The organism is Mycolicibacter sp. MU0102, from assembly GCF_963378105.1.
Lineage (GTDB): Bacteria > Actinomycetota > Actinomycetes > Mycobacteriales > Mycobacteriaceae > Mycobacterium > Mycobacterium holstebronense.
Window position 1 is genome coordinate 1,942,292 of sequence record NZ_OY726398.1, and the last position, 12,751, is coordinate 1,955,042.

15 protein-coding genes and 1 tRNA gene are annotated in these 12,751 nt (G+C 69.2%); 10 read left to right on the forward strand and 6 right to left on the reverse strand.

Going from position 1 to position 12,751, the window contains the following annotated elements; all coding sequences use genetic code 11:
* Complete coding sequence (locus RCP37_RS09015) at positions 1-438, reverse strand: nitroreductase family deazaflavin-dependent oxidoreductase (RefSeq protein ID WP_308486534.1); 438 nt, start codon at positions 436-438, stop codon at positions 1-3.
* Between the two features lie 261 nt (positions 439-699).
* Positions 700-785 (reverse strand) — tRNA-Leu (locus RCP37_RS09020).
* Between the two features lie 108 nt (positions 786-893).
* Between RCP37_RS09020 and RCP37_RS09025 the strand changes: the two genes are divergently transcribed.
* A complete protein-coding gene (locus tag RCP37_RS09025) occupies positions 894-2,240 on the forward strand; it encodes a M20/M25/M40 family metallo-hydrolase (protein ID WP_373693133.1) in 1,347 nt (448 codons plus the stop codon).
* Positions 2,241-2,278: 38 nt separating this feature from the next.
* The gene (locus tag RCP37_RS09030; RefSeq protein ID WP_308486536.1) at positions 2,279-2,809 is read left to right on the forward strand and encodes a YbhB/YbcL family Raf kinase inhibitor-like protein; all 531 of its coding nucleotides are present in this window, start codon (positions 2,279-2,281) and stop codon (positions 2,807-2,809) included.
* 83 nt (positions 2,810-2,892) lie between these two features.
* On the opposite strand, the gene RCP37_RS09035 is transcribed toward RCP37_RS09030, so the two are convergent.
* The 3 genes from RCP37_RS09035 to RCP37_RS09045 are packed head-to-tail and all read right to left on the reverse strand — an operon-like array spanning position 2,893 to position 5,268.
* Positions 2,893-3,960: a quinone-dependent dihydroorotate dehydrogenase gene (locus RCP37_RS09035; protein ID WP_308486537.1), complete on the reverse strand. Its 1,068-nt coding sequence runs from the start codon at positions 3,958-3,960 to the stop codon at positions 2,893-2,895.
* A gap of 4 nt (positions 3,961-3,964) precedes the next feature.
* The gene (locus tag RCP37_RS09040; protein WP_308486538.1) at positions 3,965-4,231 is read right to left on the reverse strand and encodes a DUF5703 family protein; all 267 of its coding nucleotides are present in this window, start codon (positions 4,229-4,231) and stop codon (positions 3,965-3,967) included.
* Positions 4,228-5,268, reverse strand: coding sequence for a YncE family protein (locus RCP37_RS09045; RefSeq protein ID WP_308486539.1), 1,041 nt, complete (start codon positions 5,266-5,268; stop codon positions 4,228-4,230). The genes RCP37_RS09040 and RCP37_RS09045 overlap by 4 nt, the downstream gene beginning before the upstream one ends.
* A gap of 124 nt (positions 5,269-5,392) precedes the next feature.
* On the opposite strand from RCP37_RS09045, the gene RCP37_RS09050 reads away from it, so the two are divergent.
* The 8 genes from RCP37_RS09050 (at position 5,393) to RCP37_RS09085 (ending at position 11,713) form a co-directional block, all read left to right on the forward strand.
* A complete protein-coding gene (locus tag RCP37_RS09050; protein WP_024440462.1) occupies positions 5,393-5,686 on the forward strand; it encodes a hypothetical protein in 294 nt (97 codons plus the stop codon).
* Positions 5,687-5,731: 45 nt separating this feature from the next.
* A complete protein-coding gene (locus tag RCP37_RS09055) occupies positions 5,732-6,586 on the forward strand; it encodes an undecaprenyl-diphosphate phosphatase (RefSeq protein WP_308487006.1) in 855 nt (284 codons plus the stop codon).
* Positions 6,583-7,269 carry a histidine phosphatase family protein gene (locus RCP37_RS09060; protein WP_308486540.1) on the forward strand — a complete coding sequence of 229 codons (687 nt, stop codon included), beginning with the start codon at positions 6,583-6,585 and terminating at the stop codon, positions 7,267-7,269. The genes RCP37_RS09055 and RCP37_RS09060 overlap by 4 nt, the downstream gene beginning before the upstream one ends.
* A 61-nt stretch (positions 7,270-7,330) precedes the next feature.
* Positions 7,331-7,924, forward strand: a complete 594-nt coding sequence (locus RCP37_RS09065) for an Rv2134c family protein (RefSeq protein WP_047321343.1) — start codon at positions 7,331-7,333, stop codon at positions 7,922-7,924.
* On the forward strand, positions 7,908-8,735 hold the full coding sequence (locus RCP37_RS09070; protein ID WP_308486541.1) for an Rv2133c family protein: 828 nt from the start codon (positions 7,908-7,910) through the stop codon (positions 8,733-8,735). Before RCP37_RS09065 ends, RCP37_RS09070 begins: the two co-directional genes overlap by 17 nt.
* Before the next feature lie 24 nt (positions 8,736-8,759).
* Positions 8,760-9,545 (forward strand): 3'(2'),5'-bisphosphate nucleotidase CysQ, encoded by a 786-nt coding sequence (locus RCP37_RS09075; RefSeq protein WP_308486542.1) that lies wholly within the window; start codon positions 8,760-8,762, stop codon positions 9,543-9,545.
* Between the two features lie 24 nt (positions 9,546-9,569).
* Complete coding sequence (mshC, locus tag RCP37_RS09080) at positions 9,570-10,805, forward strand: cysteine--1-D-myo-inosityl 2-amino-2-deoxy-alpha-D-glucopyranoside ligase (protein ID WP_308486543.1); 1,236 nt, start codon at positions 9,570-9,572, stop codon at positions 10,803-10,805.
* Between the two features lie 29 nt (positions 10,806-10,834).
* Positions 10,835-11,713 carry an SDR family oxidoreductase gene (locus tag RCP37_RS09085; RefSeq protein WP_308486544.1) on the forward strand — a complete coding sequence of 293 codons (879 nt, stop codon included), beginning with the start codon at positions 10,835-10,837 and terminating at the stop codon, positions 11,711-11,713.
* 9 nt (positions 11,714-11,722) lie between these two features.
* On the opposite strand, the gene RCP37_RS09090 is transcribed toward RCP37_RS09085, so the two are convergent.
* Positions 11,723-12,589 carry a PAC2 family protein gene (locus RCP37_RS09090; RefSeq protein ID WP_308486545.1) on the reverse strand — a complete coding sequence of 289 codons (867 nt, stop codon included), beginning with the start codon at positions 12,587-12,589 and terminating at the stop codon, positions 11,723-11,725.
* Positions 12,590-12,751: the final 162 nt, after the last annotated feature.

Sequence of the window (12,751 nt, forward strand, 5' to 3'; positions counted from 1 at the left end):
TCAGCCGCCGTCCTGCTTCAGCTCGAATATCGGGATGGTGCGTGTGGTTTGTGATTGGTAATTCGCGAATGCAGGCCAGATCGCAGTAATCCTGGGAATGACGGCTTCGCGTTCGGACTGGTTGAGCTCGCGCGCAAGGACGTCGAAGGCGCCGGTGGTGGCCTCGACGTGCGCGCGCGAGTTGGCCCGCAGGTTGTGTACCCATGCCGGGTTGATGTCGGCCCCACCGTAACCGGCGACGATCAGCAGCATGCCGTCGATGCGAAACGCCACCAGTGGCGCGACGCGCGGCGCGCCGGACTTGGCGCCCGTCGTCGTGAGTAGCAACAGCTCGTTGTCTTTGAATCGCCCTCCGACCCTACCCGCGTTGGCGCGGAACTCATCGGTGACATTGGCGTTCAATGTTTTTACCGTCTCGGCATCAGGTTTCTCAGCCACGACCGACACAGCTACGTGGTCACACCGTTTATTCCCATTGATTCGAGCGACGTGGTGTTCTCTGGTGCGGCGCTAGAAGGTTGACTGCGCGTTCAGTCGCCGAACCCGAGCGTCTGGCTGAGTGCAGTGCCTAGTGCCGCAAGTGGTGCGGAACGCCCACAACCAACCGGCAAAGACCGCCACGCACGATGGCACCACAAACAAAAACAGACCGAACCCTGAGGGTTCGGCCTGTCCGGGATCTCCCGAGAGATCACACAGTGTCCGAGGGGGGACTTGAACCCCCACGCCCGTTAATAGGGCACTAGCACCTCAAGCTAGCGCGTCTGCCATTCCGCCACTCGGACCAACCCGGCCGTGCCGGGCAGCTAAGGCTAACGGATGCCCTTCGCTGGACCCAAACCCAGCCCTCGCAACGCGATCCGCAGGGGCGTGAAGTGGTAGTAAAGGTAGCTGTGACCGATTTCCCCGATCCTGCCGGCGACGCAGTGGACGAGGTGGTCGAACTCGTCAGCACGCTCATCCGTTTCGACACGTCTAACACCGGAGAGCCGGCCACCACCAAAGGTGAGGCCGACTGCGCGCGTTGGGTGGCCGCGCAGCTCGAGGAGGTGGGCTATGAGACCGAGTACCTCGAATCCGGTGCGCCGGGGCGCGGCAACGTCTTCGCTCGCCTCGAGGGCAGCGATCCGTCCCGCGGGGCGCTGCTGATCCACGGGCACCTCGACGTGGTGCCGGCCGAGGCCAGCGAGTGGAGCGTGCACCCGTTCTCCGGCGCGATCGAGAACGGCTATGTCTGGGGTCGCGGCGCGGTCGACATGAAGGACATGGTCGGCATGATGATCGCGGTGGCCCGGCACCTGGCCCGGAACAAGATCACCCCGCCGCGGGATCTGGTGTTCGCGTTCGTCGCCGACGAGGAGGCCGGCGGCAAGTACGGAGCGCAGTGGATCGTCCAGAACCGCCCCGACCTGTTCGCCGGGGTCACCGAGGCGATCGGGGAGGTGGGTGGTTTCTCGCTGACCGTGCCGCGGCGCGACGGCGGGGAGCGCCGGCTGTATCTGATCGAGACCGCGGAGAAGGGCTTGTGCTGGATGCGGCTGCGGGCCCACGGTCGGGCCGGGCACGGGTCGATGATCAACGACGACAACGCCGTCACCACCCTGGCCGAGGCGGTGGCCCGGCTGGGCCGACACCGGTTCCCGCTGGTGCTCACCGAGGCCGTGGTGGAGTTCCTGGCCGCGGTCAGCGAGGAGACCGGGCACACCATCGACGTCGACTCCCCGGACCTGGAAGGGATGATCGAGAAGCTGGGACCGATCTCGCGCATCGTCAACGCCACCCTGCGCGACACCGCCACGCCGACCATGCTGGCGGCCGGCTACAAGGCCAACGTGATCCCGGCGACGGCCGAGGCGGTGTTGGACTGCCGGGTCTTGCCTGGGCGCCAGGCGGCGTTCGAGGCCGAAGTCGACGCGCTGATCGGACCCGACGTGACCCGGGAATGGGTTACCCACCAGCCGCCTGTCGAGACGACCTTCGACGGTGACCTGGTCGAGGCGATGAATGCCGCCCTGCTGGCCTGTGACCCCGACGCCCGAACCGTGCCCTACATGCTGTCCGGCGGAACGGATGCAAAAGCCTTCGCCAAGTTGGGGATTCGGTGCTTCGGATTCGCTCCGCTGCGGCTGCCACCCGACCTCGATTTCTCCGCGCTGTTCCACGGAGTCGACGAACGCGTTCCGGTTGACGCGCTGGAGTTTGGTACCCGCGTACTGCACCACTTCCTGACACACTGCTGACCAAACGACGAAGTTGATCCACTACGAGAGGACCAGTCATGACCACAGCCCCCGACCCGTACGCCGCGCTGCCCAAGCTGCCGACGTTCACGCTCACCTCCACGTCGATGACCGACGGCCAGCCTCTGGGCAAAGCCCAGGTCAGCGGAATCATGGGTGCCGGCGGTGAAGACGCCAGCCCGCAGCTGAGCTGGTCGGGCTTTCCCGAGGAGACCCGCAGCTTCGCGGTCACCGTCTACGACCCGGACGCACCCACCGCGTCGGGCTTCTGGCACTGGGCGGTGGCCAACCTGCCCGCCACCTGCACCGAGCTGCCCGAGGGCGTCGGGGACGGCAGCCTGCTGCCCGGCGACGCGCTGGCCCTGGTCAACGACGCCGGGATGCGCCGCTACGTGGGTGCCGCGCCGCCGGCCGGTCACGGGACGCACCGCTACTACGTCGCGGTGCACGCCGTCGACGTCGAGAAGCTGGAGCTGGCCGAAGACGCCAGCCCGGCCTACCTGGGCTTCAACCTGTTCATGCACGCGATCGCGCGCGCGGTGATCGTCGGCACTTACGAGCAGAAGTAGGAGTCAATCCCCGCGAGATGGAATTCCACGACGCGACACGCCAAGTGGCCGTCGTGGAATTCCGTTTCGGGGCGGAGTAGGGGCTAGCGGGTGGCAGACCCGACCGCCTCGGCCAGCGACGCGAATCCGCCGTCGCGCAGCCGCTGGGCCAGGCCGTCGTGGATGTTGCGGGCCCACAGCCCGCCGCCGTAGATGAAGCCCGTATAACCCTGCAGCAGTGCGGCGCCGGCGGTGATGCGCTCCCAGGCGTCGTCGGCGGTCTCGATCCCGCCGACACTGATCAGGACCAGCCGGTCGCCGACTCGGGCGTACAACCGCCGCAGCACCTCCAGCGCTCGGCGCGCCACCGGTGGGCCGGAGATGCCGCCGGGCCCCAATTCGGCCACCCCCGGGGTCGCCAGGCCCTCGCGTGACACCGTGGTGTTGGTCGCCACGATGCCTGCCAGGCCCAATTCCACGCACAGGTCGGCGATGGCATCCAGATCGGTGTCGGCCAGATCCGGTGCGATCTTCACCAGCACCGGCTTGGTGGTCTCGGCGCGCACCGCGGCCAGGATGGGCCGCAGCGACTCGACGGCCTGCAGGTCGCGCAGTCCCGGCGTGTTCGGCGAGCTGACGTTGACCACCAGATAGTCGGCCAGCGGGGCAAGCAGCCGGGCGCTGGTGCGGTAGTCCTGCACCGCGCCCTCGGGCGGGGTGACCTTGGTTTTGCCGATGTTCACCCCGATCGGCACGTCGGCCCGGTGCCGCGTCAGTCGCGCCGCCAGGGCCGCGGCCCCGTGATTGTTGAAGCCCATCCGATTCAGCAGCGCGCGGTCGTCGGGCAGCCGGAACAGGCGCGGCGCGGGGTTACCCGGTTGCGCCGCCGCCGTCACGGTGCCCACCTCGGCATAGCCGAAACCCAATGCGCCCCAAGCGTTTACCCCGTGACCGTCCTTGTCGAACCCGGCGGCCAGCCCGAGCGGCCCCGGGAACTGCACCCCGAACACGGTGCTGGCCAGCAGCGGGTCGTGCGGGGCGAGCCGGCGCTGCAGGGCCCGGCGTGCCGGCGGCGTCGCGGCGGCACCACGCAGCCCCGCGAACACAATGGTGTGGATGCGCTCGGCCGGCACCATGAAGAACGCCCGGCGCACTGCGCCGTAGAGACCCATCGCTCTACAGTCCCGGCTGGTCGACGCAGCGGCTGCCGCTGATCGCGTTCGCGGCAGATTTCTTGCGGCGTAGCAACACCCGCCTGCTCCCGTCGGTGTACAACCGCACTCGGGTCAGCTCCCAACCTCGGTATTCGGCTTCGATGGACAACCGGGTGGACGCGCCGATCCGGGTGACCTCCGGGGGCAGTCGCAGCGGAATCCATTCGTAGTCATCGGACAGTTCGGCCTCCCAGCCGACCGGCAGTCGGCGTGGGCGCAGCGCGGTCACCGTGGCCTCGCCGCGTGCTCGATCACTTGGACACCGGCGCCGGAGCCCGACACCACGTACAAGGTGTCCGACTTCTCGTCCAAGGCCAGGGTGTTGGGTTGCTGCACGGTCGGATAGCGAACCTTCTCCACGGGAATTCCGGTGGTCAAATCGTAGCCGACCACGGTGTTCGTCCCGGTCTGCGACACCCAGGCAAACCCGCCCGCCCCGGCCAGCCCGTAGGGGGCATGCGGAACCGGATAGTCCTGGTGCAGCATCAGCGGATCCACGCCGTAGACCAGCAGCCGGCCGCTGCGGGGGTCGGCGGCCAGCACCGGCCCGTGCGACGCGGCGGCCAGCGTGGTCGCGCCCTGGCCGGCCCGCAGCGCGTACTGCGGCTTGCCGTCGGTGCCGATGGTCGTCACCGAGGTTTGGCCGCGGTCCAGCACCACCGCGATATCGCCCTGGGTCACGATCTGGTCGACCCGGGCAAAGATCTTGGCCCGCTCGGCGACCCGCGTGCCGTCGTCGGCCAGCGTGTAGACCGTGCCGTCGGCACTGCCCAACACCATGATCCCGTCGGCGCGCCGGCCGATCGCGGTGAACTCGACACCGGAAGCGTCGGCGACGTCGACGCGTTTGATGCCGCGGGTGGCCAGGTCGACGGTGTAATAGCCGCCGCTCCCGGACAGGTAGACCGCGCCGTTGCCGTCGCCGGCCAGCGCGCTCGCCGGTCCCGGCAACGCCACCGCGGCCGGCGGGCGGCTCGAATCGCCCACCAGCCCGAGCGTGGCGGCGGCCTGCGGATCCGGGCCGGGGGACAGCACCGCCAGCAGTCCGGTGGCCGCGTCGAACACCGCGCCGGTGGCCTGGCCGGCCAGCGGCCGTACGGTGCCGGCCGGGCTCACCGCGGCGACCGGCGAGACGGCGGGCTCGGCGGGCGCGATCGTGGGCGGCGGCGCGGTGATGGGATTGGATGAGCACGCCGTGAGCAGCAGCAGCGGCAGCAACAGGCCTTGCAGGGACCGGCGTGGCCGGCGGGTGGCGCGCTTGGGCACAGGGCAGCTCTTCCAGCTCGTCGTGGTGGCGGGTCGGTGCAGATACCGATTCTAAGGAAGGCGGCGAGGCGAAGCTCGCATGTCCGGCCGAACAATAAGTTCGCTTAGGTGTAACCTCTCGGCCATGACTGTGGTCGATGACTGGCAGCTGGCATGTTCGGAGTTCCGCATCGAGGAGATCTGGACCGGGGCCTTCGCCAGTGGTTTCGGCGAGGTCGGCGACGGCCGCAGTTTCTCCTTCCACACCGAGCAGCAGAAGCTCGTGGTGGACATCTACCGGCCCCGACTGGCCGGCCCGGTCCCGCACGACGAGGACGTGGTCGCCACCGCGAGCCGGCACCTGTTCGAGATCGATGTCACCGACGAGCGCAGCCTGGCCGCCGCGGTGCGCGACGTGGTATCCGGTCTGACCCGCTGATACCAGCCCGGTACGGTCATCGTCGTGTCGGTAGTCGAGACGGTGATGTCCTGGCCGCAAGTAGTCGTCCTGTCGATCGTCCAGGGCCTCACCGAGTTTCTGCCGGTGTCCTCCTCGGGACACCTGGCGCTGGCCTCCCGGCTGTTCTTCGCCGGTGACGCCGGCGCCTCCTTCACCGCGGTGACCCAAATCGGTACCGAGATCGCCGTGCTGGTCTATTTCGCCAAGGACATCGCGCGCATCGCCACGGCCTGGCTGTCCGGGGTGGCCTCGGCGCTGGCCAAAACACCGCTGCCCGCCGAACGCAGGGCCGACTACCGGATGGGCTGGTACGTCATCGTCGGCAGCATCCCGATTGTGATCGTCGGGGTGCTGTTCCAGCACTTCATCCGCGGCGAGGTACGCAACCTCTGGGTGATCGCCTCCGCGATGGTCGGGTTCTCGCTGGTGATCGCCGCCGCCGAGTACGTCGGTCGCCAGCAACGGCATGCTGAACAGTTGACCGTCAAGGACGGCTTCCTGGTCGGCGCCGCGCAGTGCCTGGCACTGATCCCGGGCGTCTCGCGCTCCGGGGCGACCATCAGCGCCGGCCTGTTCCTGGGAATGGACCGGGCCCTGGCCGCCCGGTTCGGCTTCCTGCTGGGCATCCCGGCGGTATTCGCCTCGGGTTTGCACGAACTGCCCAACGCCTTCAATCCGGTCACCGAGGGCATGAGCGCCACGGGGCTGCAACTGCTGGTCTCGGTGGTGATCACCTTCGTCGTCGGCTACGCGGCGATCAGCTGGCTGCTGCGGTTCGTCAGCAGTCACACCATGTACTGGTTTGTCGGGTATCGGGTCATCGCCGGGACGACGATCCTGGTCCTGCTGGCCACCGGGGTGTTGGCGGCCTCGTCGTGACCGTCATCCTGCTGCGCCACGGCCGGTCCACCTCGAACACCTCCGGGGTGCTGGCCGGGCGCACCGAAGGCGTCGAACTCGACGACCTGGGCCGCGAGCAGGCCGCACAGCTCGTCGGCCGGCTCGACGGCCTGCCGATCAAGGCGGTGGTGCGCTCACCGCTGCTGCGCTGCCGACGCACCGTCGAACCGCTGGCCGCTGCCTTGGGGCTGGAGCCACTTGTCGACGACCGGCTGGCCGAGGTCGATTACGGCACCTGGACCGGGCGCAAGATCAGCGAGCTGACCGCCGAGCCGCTGTGGCGGGTGGTGCAGGCGCAGCCCAGCGCGGCGATCTTCCCCGACGGCGAAGGGCTGGCGCAGGTGCAGGCCCGGGCCGTCACCGCGGTCCGCGATCACGACCGGCAGCTGGCCTCCCAGCACGGCGCCGATGTGCTGTGGGTGGCGTGCACCCACGGCGACGTCATCAAGGCCGTCATCGCCGACGCGCTCGGCGTACACCTGGACGGCTTCCAGCGGATCACCGCCGACCCGGCATCGGCGAGCGTGATCCGCTATACGCCGTTGCGCCCCTTCGTGATTCACCTCAACCACACCGGAGCGTCGTTGGCCGCCGCGGTGCAGAGTTCGCCGGCCGGCCCGGTCGGTGAAAGCGACGCGGTGGTCGGCGGGTCCACCACCTAGGTCCACCTTGCCGAAGCCAGATACCGTCGGCCGCCCCAACTGCCGGTATTTTGGAGATGCCATGTCCCGAGCAATTCATGTCTTCCGCACCCCCGACCGTTTCGTGGCCGGGACCGTCGGCCAGCCCGGCAACCGCACCTTCTACCTGCAGGCCGTCCACGACGAGCGGGTGGTCTCGGTGGTGTTGGAAAAGCAGCAGGTCGCGGTGCTGTCCGAACGGATCGGTGCGCTGCTGCTGGAGGTCAACCGTCGATTCGGCACCCCGGTGCCGCCCGAACCCACTGAGATCGACGACCTGGACCCGCTGGTCACACCGGTGGACGCGGAATTCCGGGTCGGCACCATGGGGCTGGGTTGGGATTCCGAGGCGCAGACGGTGGTGGTCGAGCTGCTCGCGGTCAGTGACGCCGAGTTCGATGCCTCGGTGGTGCTCGACGACACCGACGAGGGACCGGACGCGGTGCGGGTGTTTCTCACCCCGGAGTCCGCGCGCCAGTTCGCCACCCGCTCGAACCGGGTCATCTCGGCCGGCCGCCCGCCGTGTCCGCTGTGCGACGAGCCGCTGGACCCCGCCGGTCACATGTGCGTGCGCACCAACGGCTATCGGCGGGGTGCCTTCGGGCCCGACGATGAGCCCGATGACGCAGATATCTGACGACCGGGAGGCGTTGCACTCCGGGGAACTGGAGATCCTGGGCCGCATCCGCTCGGCGAGCAACGCCACCTTCTTGTGCCAGGCGACGCTGGGGGAGCACCGCGTCCACTGCGTGTACAAGCCGGTCGCCGGTGAACAGCCGCTCTGGGATTTCCCCGACGGCACCCTGGCCGGCCGCGAACTCGGCGCGCACCTGATCTCGGTCGAGTTGGGCTGGAATCTGGTGCCCTACACCATTATTCGCGACGGCCCGGCGGGTCCGGGCATGGTGCAGCGCTGGGTGGATCAACCCGAAGACGACGACGAAGGCTCCGACGCATCGTCGTCGCCCGCCCTGGTCGACGTGGTGCCGGGCGATCACGTTCCGGCCGGCTACCTGCCGGTGTTGCAGGCCTACGGCAACAACGGTGACCCGGTCACGCTGGTGCACGCCGACGACATCCGGTTGCGCCGCCTCGCCATCTTCGACGTGGTGATCAACAATGCCGACCGCAAGGGCGGTCACGTGCTGTGCGGCACCGACGGTCGCGTCTACGGCGTCGACCACGGCGTGAGCCTGCACACCCAGGACAAGTTGCGCACCGTGCTGTGGGGGTGGGCGGGCAAGTCGGTGGCCGACCTGGACGAGGAGGCGTTGCCGGCCCTGTCGCGGCTGCTGGTGGCGCTGGACGGCCCGCTGGCGGCAGCGCTGCAACCGCACCTGACCGCCGAGGAGATCGCGGCACTACGCCGCCGCGTCGCCGACCTGCTGGACCACCCGGTGATGCCCGGCCCGAACCGTCATCGCCCGATCCCTTGGCCGGCGTTCTAGTCCGCGTCGGGGATACTGCCAAACGTGACGCTGACCGACGCGGCGCTGGCCGCCGAACTGGCAGTCGAGGCCGGAAAGCTCTTGCTGGCGGTGCGTGACGAGGTGGGCTTCGCCCAACCGTGGCACCTCGGCGACACCGGCGACGGCCGGGCCAACCAGCTGATCATCCGCAGGCTGCGTGACGCGCGCCCCGGCGACGCGGTGCTCAGCGAGGAATCGCCGGACAACCTGGCCCGGCTGCGGTCAGACCGGGTCTGGATCGTCGACCCGCTCGACGGCACCCGCGAATTCACCCAGCCTGGACGCGATGACTGGGCGGTGCACATCGCACTGTGGCAACGTGGCGGCCCCGACGGCTTTGGGGCCATCACCGACGCCGCGGTGTCACTGCCGGCCTACGACAACCGAAGCAACGTGGTCTTCCGCACCGACACGGTCGCCCGGCCCGCTCCGCGCTCCGGACCGCCGAACCCCATTCGGGTCGCGGTCAGCGCCTCCCGGATGCCCGCCGTGGTCCGGCTCATCCGCGAGGTGTTGCCGGTGGAGCCGGTACTGATGGGATCGGCGGGCGCCAAGGCGATGGCCGTGGTGCGGGGCGAGGTGGACGCCTACCTGCACGCCGGCGGGCAGTGGGAGTGGGACTCGGCTGCCCCGGCCGGTGTGGTGCTGGCGGCGGGCCTGCACGCCTCCCGGATCGACGGGTCGCCGTTGCGCTACAACCGGCCCGACCCCTACCTGCCCGACCTGCTGATGTGCCGGCCCGACGTGGCGCCGATTCTGCTGGACGCGATGCGGCGGACGGTCCTTTAAAGGAGGGGCCCTAAAGTCGTGGGCATGCAATCGTGGTCCGCGCCGGCCGTTCCGGTCCTGCCCGGGCGCGGCCCGGCGCTGCGCCTCTATGACACCGCCGACCGGCAGGTGCGCCCGGTGTCGCCCGGCCCGACGGCCAGCATGTACGTCTGCGGCATCACGCCCTATGACGCCACACACCTCGGCCACGCCGCCACCTATCTGGTCTTCGACCTGATTCACCGGCTCTGGCTCGACACCGGCCACCAGGTGAACTACGTGCAGAACGTCACCGACGTCGACGACCCACTGCTCGAGCGCGCCGAGCGCGACGGAGTGCAGTGGCAAGAACTGGCGGCCAGTCAGGTCGAGTTGTTCGGCACCGACATGACCGCCTTGCGGGTGCTGCCGCCCCGCGACTACGTGGCGGCCACCGAAGCCATAGCCGAGGTCGTAGAGCTCGTCGAGAAGATGCTGGCCGCCGGATCGGCCTACATCGTCGACGGCGACTACCCCGACATCTACTTCCGCGCCGACGCCACCGAGCAGTTCGGCTACGAATCCGGATTCGACCGCGCCACCATGCTGGAACTGTTCGCCGAGCGCGGCGGCGACCCGGATCGGGCCGGCAAGGCCGATCCGCTCGACGCCCTGCTGTGGCGCGCCGCCCGCCCGGGTGAGCCCAGTTGGCCTTCGCCGTTCGGGGCCGGCCGGCCCGGTTGGCATGTCGAGTGCGCCGCGATCGCGTTGAGCCGTATCGGCTCGGGCATCGATATCCAGGGCGGCGGCTCCGATCTGGTCTTCCCGCACCACGAGTTCTCCGCCGCGCACGCCGAATCCCTCACGGGGGAGCGCCGTTTCGCCCGGCACTACGTGCACGCGGGCATGATCGGCTGGGACGGGCACAAGATGTCCAAGAGCCGCGGCAACCTGGTGCTGGTCTCCAAGCTGCGCGCTGCGGGGACCGATCCGGCCGCGATCCGGCTGGGGCTGCTGGCCGGGCACTACCGCAGTGACCGGTTCTGGGACGACGCGACACTGGCGGCGGCCGAGGCGAGGCTGGACCGCTGGCGGGCCGCGACGACGCTTCCGGCGGGCCCGGCTGCCGACGACGTCATCGCCCGGGTGCGTCGCTATCTGGCCGATGACCTGGACACCGCCAAGGCTTTGGCCGCGTTGGACGGCTGGGCGACCGATGCGCTGGAGTACGGCGGCCACGACGCTGCCGCACCGCGGCTGGTGGCCACGGCGGTCGATGCGCTGCTGGGAGTGGCGCTGTAGGCCACCCGCGGCGGGGGTAGGTTGAGCCCATGCCTTCGATTCACTCCCAAGTCATTTTCATTACCGGTGGCGCGCACGGTATCGGCGAGCAGCTGGCCCGCCGGCTGCACTCCCAGGGCGCCTCTGTGGTGGTGACGGACCTGGATGAGGCCGGCCTCAAGAAGCTGGCCGACGATCTGGGTGAGCGGGTGCTGACCGCCGTCGCCGACGTGCGGGATCTGTCCGAAATGCAGGCGGTGGCCGCGCAGGCCACGGAGCGTTTCGGCGGCATCGACACCGTCGTCGCCAACGCCGGCATCGCCAGCTACGGCTCGGTGCTGAACGTGGATCCCGAGACGTTCAAGCGGGTCATCGACGTCGACGTGGTCGGGGTGTTCAACACCGTGCGGGCTGCTCTCCCGTCGATCATCGAGCGTCGCGGCTATGTCCTGGTCGTGTCCTCACTGGCAGCGTTCACGCCGCTGGCCGGGATGGCGTCCTACGACGTGGCCAAGGCCGGGGTCGAGCACTTCGCCAGTGCGCTGCGCCAGGAGGTCGCCTACCAGGGCGTCGAGGTCGGATCGGCGCACATGGCCTGGATCGACACCCCCTTGGTTCGCGACACCAAGGCCGATCTGGGGGCGTTCGACGAGATGCTGACCAAACTGCCGTGGCCGCTGAACAAGACCACCTCGGTCGACAAGTGTGTCGACGCCTTCGTCAAGGGCATCGAGGGCCGTCGGCGCCGCGTCTACTGCCCGGGCTGGGTCGGGGTGCTGCGCTGGCTCAAGCCGGTGCTGACACTGCGGCCGGTGGAAGCCCCCTTCATCAAGGGCGCCGCCACCATCGTCCCGAAGATGGACGCCGAAGTCGCCGCGCTGGGCCGCTCCACCAGTGCGTACAACGAGGCCCGGGAAAAGGAGAAGTAGCCGCCCGGCTCAGCGCCGCCGGCGCCGCAGATAGCGCTCGAACTCGGCGGCCAACGCGTCACCGTCGATCTTGTTCAACGCCTCGGTCATGTCGACCTCGGCGTCGCCGCGTTCCTCCAAGGAGGCCACGTAGTCGGCGATCTCGTCGTCCTCGCTGGCCATCTCGCTGACCGCCAGCTCCCACTCCTCGGCTTGGGCCGGCAGGTCGCCCAGCGGAACCTCGATGTCCAGGGCGTCCTCGACGCGGCGCAGCAGAGCGACCGTGGCCTTGGGGTTGGGGGGCTGTGAGACGTAGTGCGGCACCGCCGCCCAGAAGGTGACCGCCGGAATCCCGGCCGCCACACAGGCATCCTGGAACACCCCGGTGATCCCGGTCGGCCCCTCGTAGCGGGTCTCGGTCAGCCCGAAGCGAGTGGCCGACTCCGCCGAGTACGCGGCCCCCGACACCGGCACCGGGCGGGTGTGCGGAGTGTCGGCCAGCAGCGCGCCCAGGATCACCACCGTGTCGACGTCGAGTTCTTCGATGACAGCCAACAGCTCGGCGCAGAACGACCGCCAGCGCATGTTCGGCTCGACGCCGTGCATCAGCACGATGTCGCGATCGCTGCCCGGCGGCCGGCAGTGCGAAATGCGCATCGACGGCCAGACCAGCTCCCGGGTGACGCCGTCGAGCTGACGAATCACCGGCCGATTCACCTGGTAGTCGTAGTAGGCCTCGTCGTCGATCTCGACGATCAGCTTGGCTTCCCAGCTGCTGTTGAGATGCTGCACCGCATCGCTGGCGGCGTCGCCGGCGTCATTCCAGCCCTCGAATGCGGCCACCACAATGGTGTCGTGCAGGTCGGGCAGCGCAGTGCCGTCGGACGATCGGGTCACGGAATAAGCCTACGGCGTGCACCTGGCTCCCGGGCTCCACCGGACCGGCCGAGTCGGCCTGTCCGTCGGGGTGTTCGTCCCGGCCCCGGACGACAACGTAGACTTTTCGGGGTCGAGAGGCGTTGCAACGGTTCGCCGGTCCCGCCGGTAACCGCCACGCTC

Coding starts and splice junctions, on each gene's coding strand:
- RCP37_RS09030 (WP_308486536.1), top strand. CDS start 2,279: ATGACCACAGCCCCCGACCCGTACGCCGCGCTGCCCAAGCTGCCGACG.
- RCP37_RS09035 (WP_308486537.1), bottom strand. CDS start 3,960: ATGGGTCTCTACGGCGCAGTGCGCCGGGCGTTCTTCATGGTGCCGGCC.
- RCP37_RS09050 (WP_024440462.1), top strand. CDS start 5,393: ATGACTGTGGTCGATGACTGGCAGCTGGCATGTTCGGAGTTCCGCATC.
- RCP37_RS09055 (WP_308487006.1), top strand. CDS start 5,732: ATGTCCTGGCCGCAAGTAGTCGTCCTGTCGATCGTCCAGGGCCTCACC.
- RCP37_RS09065 (WP_047321343.1), top strand. CDS start 7,331: ATGTCCCGAGCAATTCATGTCTTCCGCACCCCCGACCGTTTCGTGGCC.
- RCP37_RS09070 (WP_308486541.1), top strand. CDS start 7,908: ATGACGCAGATATCTGACGACCGGGAGGCGTTGCACTCCGGGGAACTG.
- mshC (WP_308486543.1), top strand. CDS start 9,570: ATGCAATCGTGGTCCGCGCCGGCCGTTCCGGTCCTGCCCGGGCGCGGC.
- RCP37_RS09085 (WP_308486544.1), top strand. CDS start 10,835: ATGCCTTCGATTCACTCCCAAGTCATTTTCATTACCGGTGGCGCGCAC.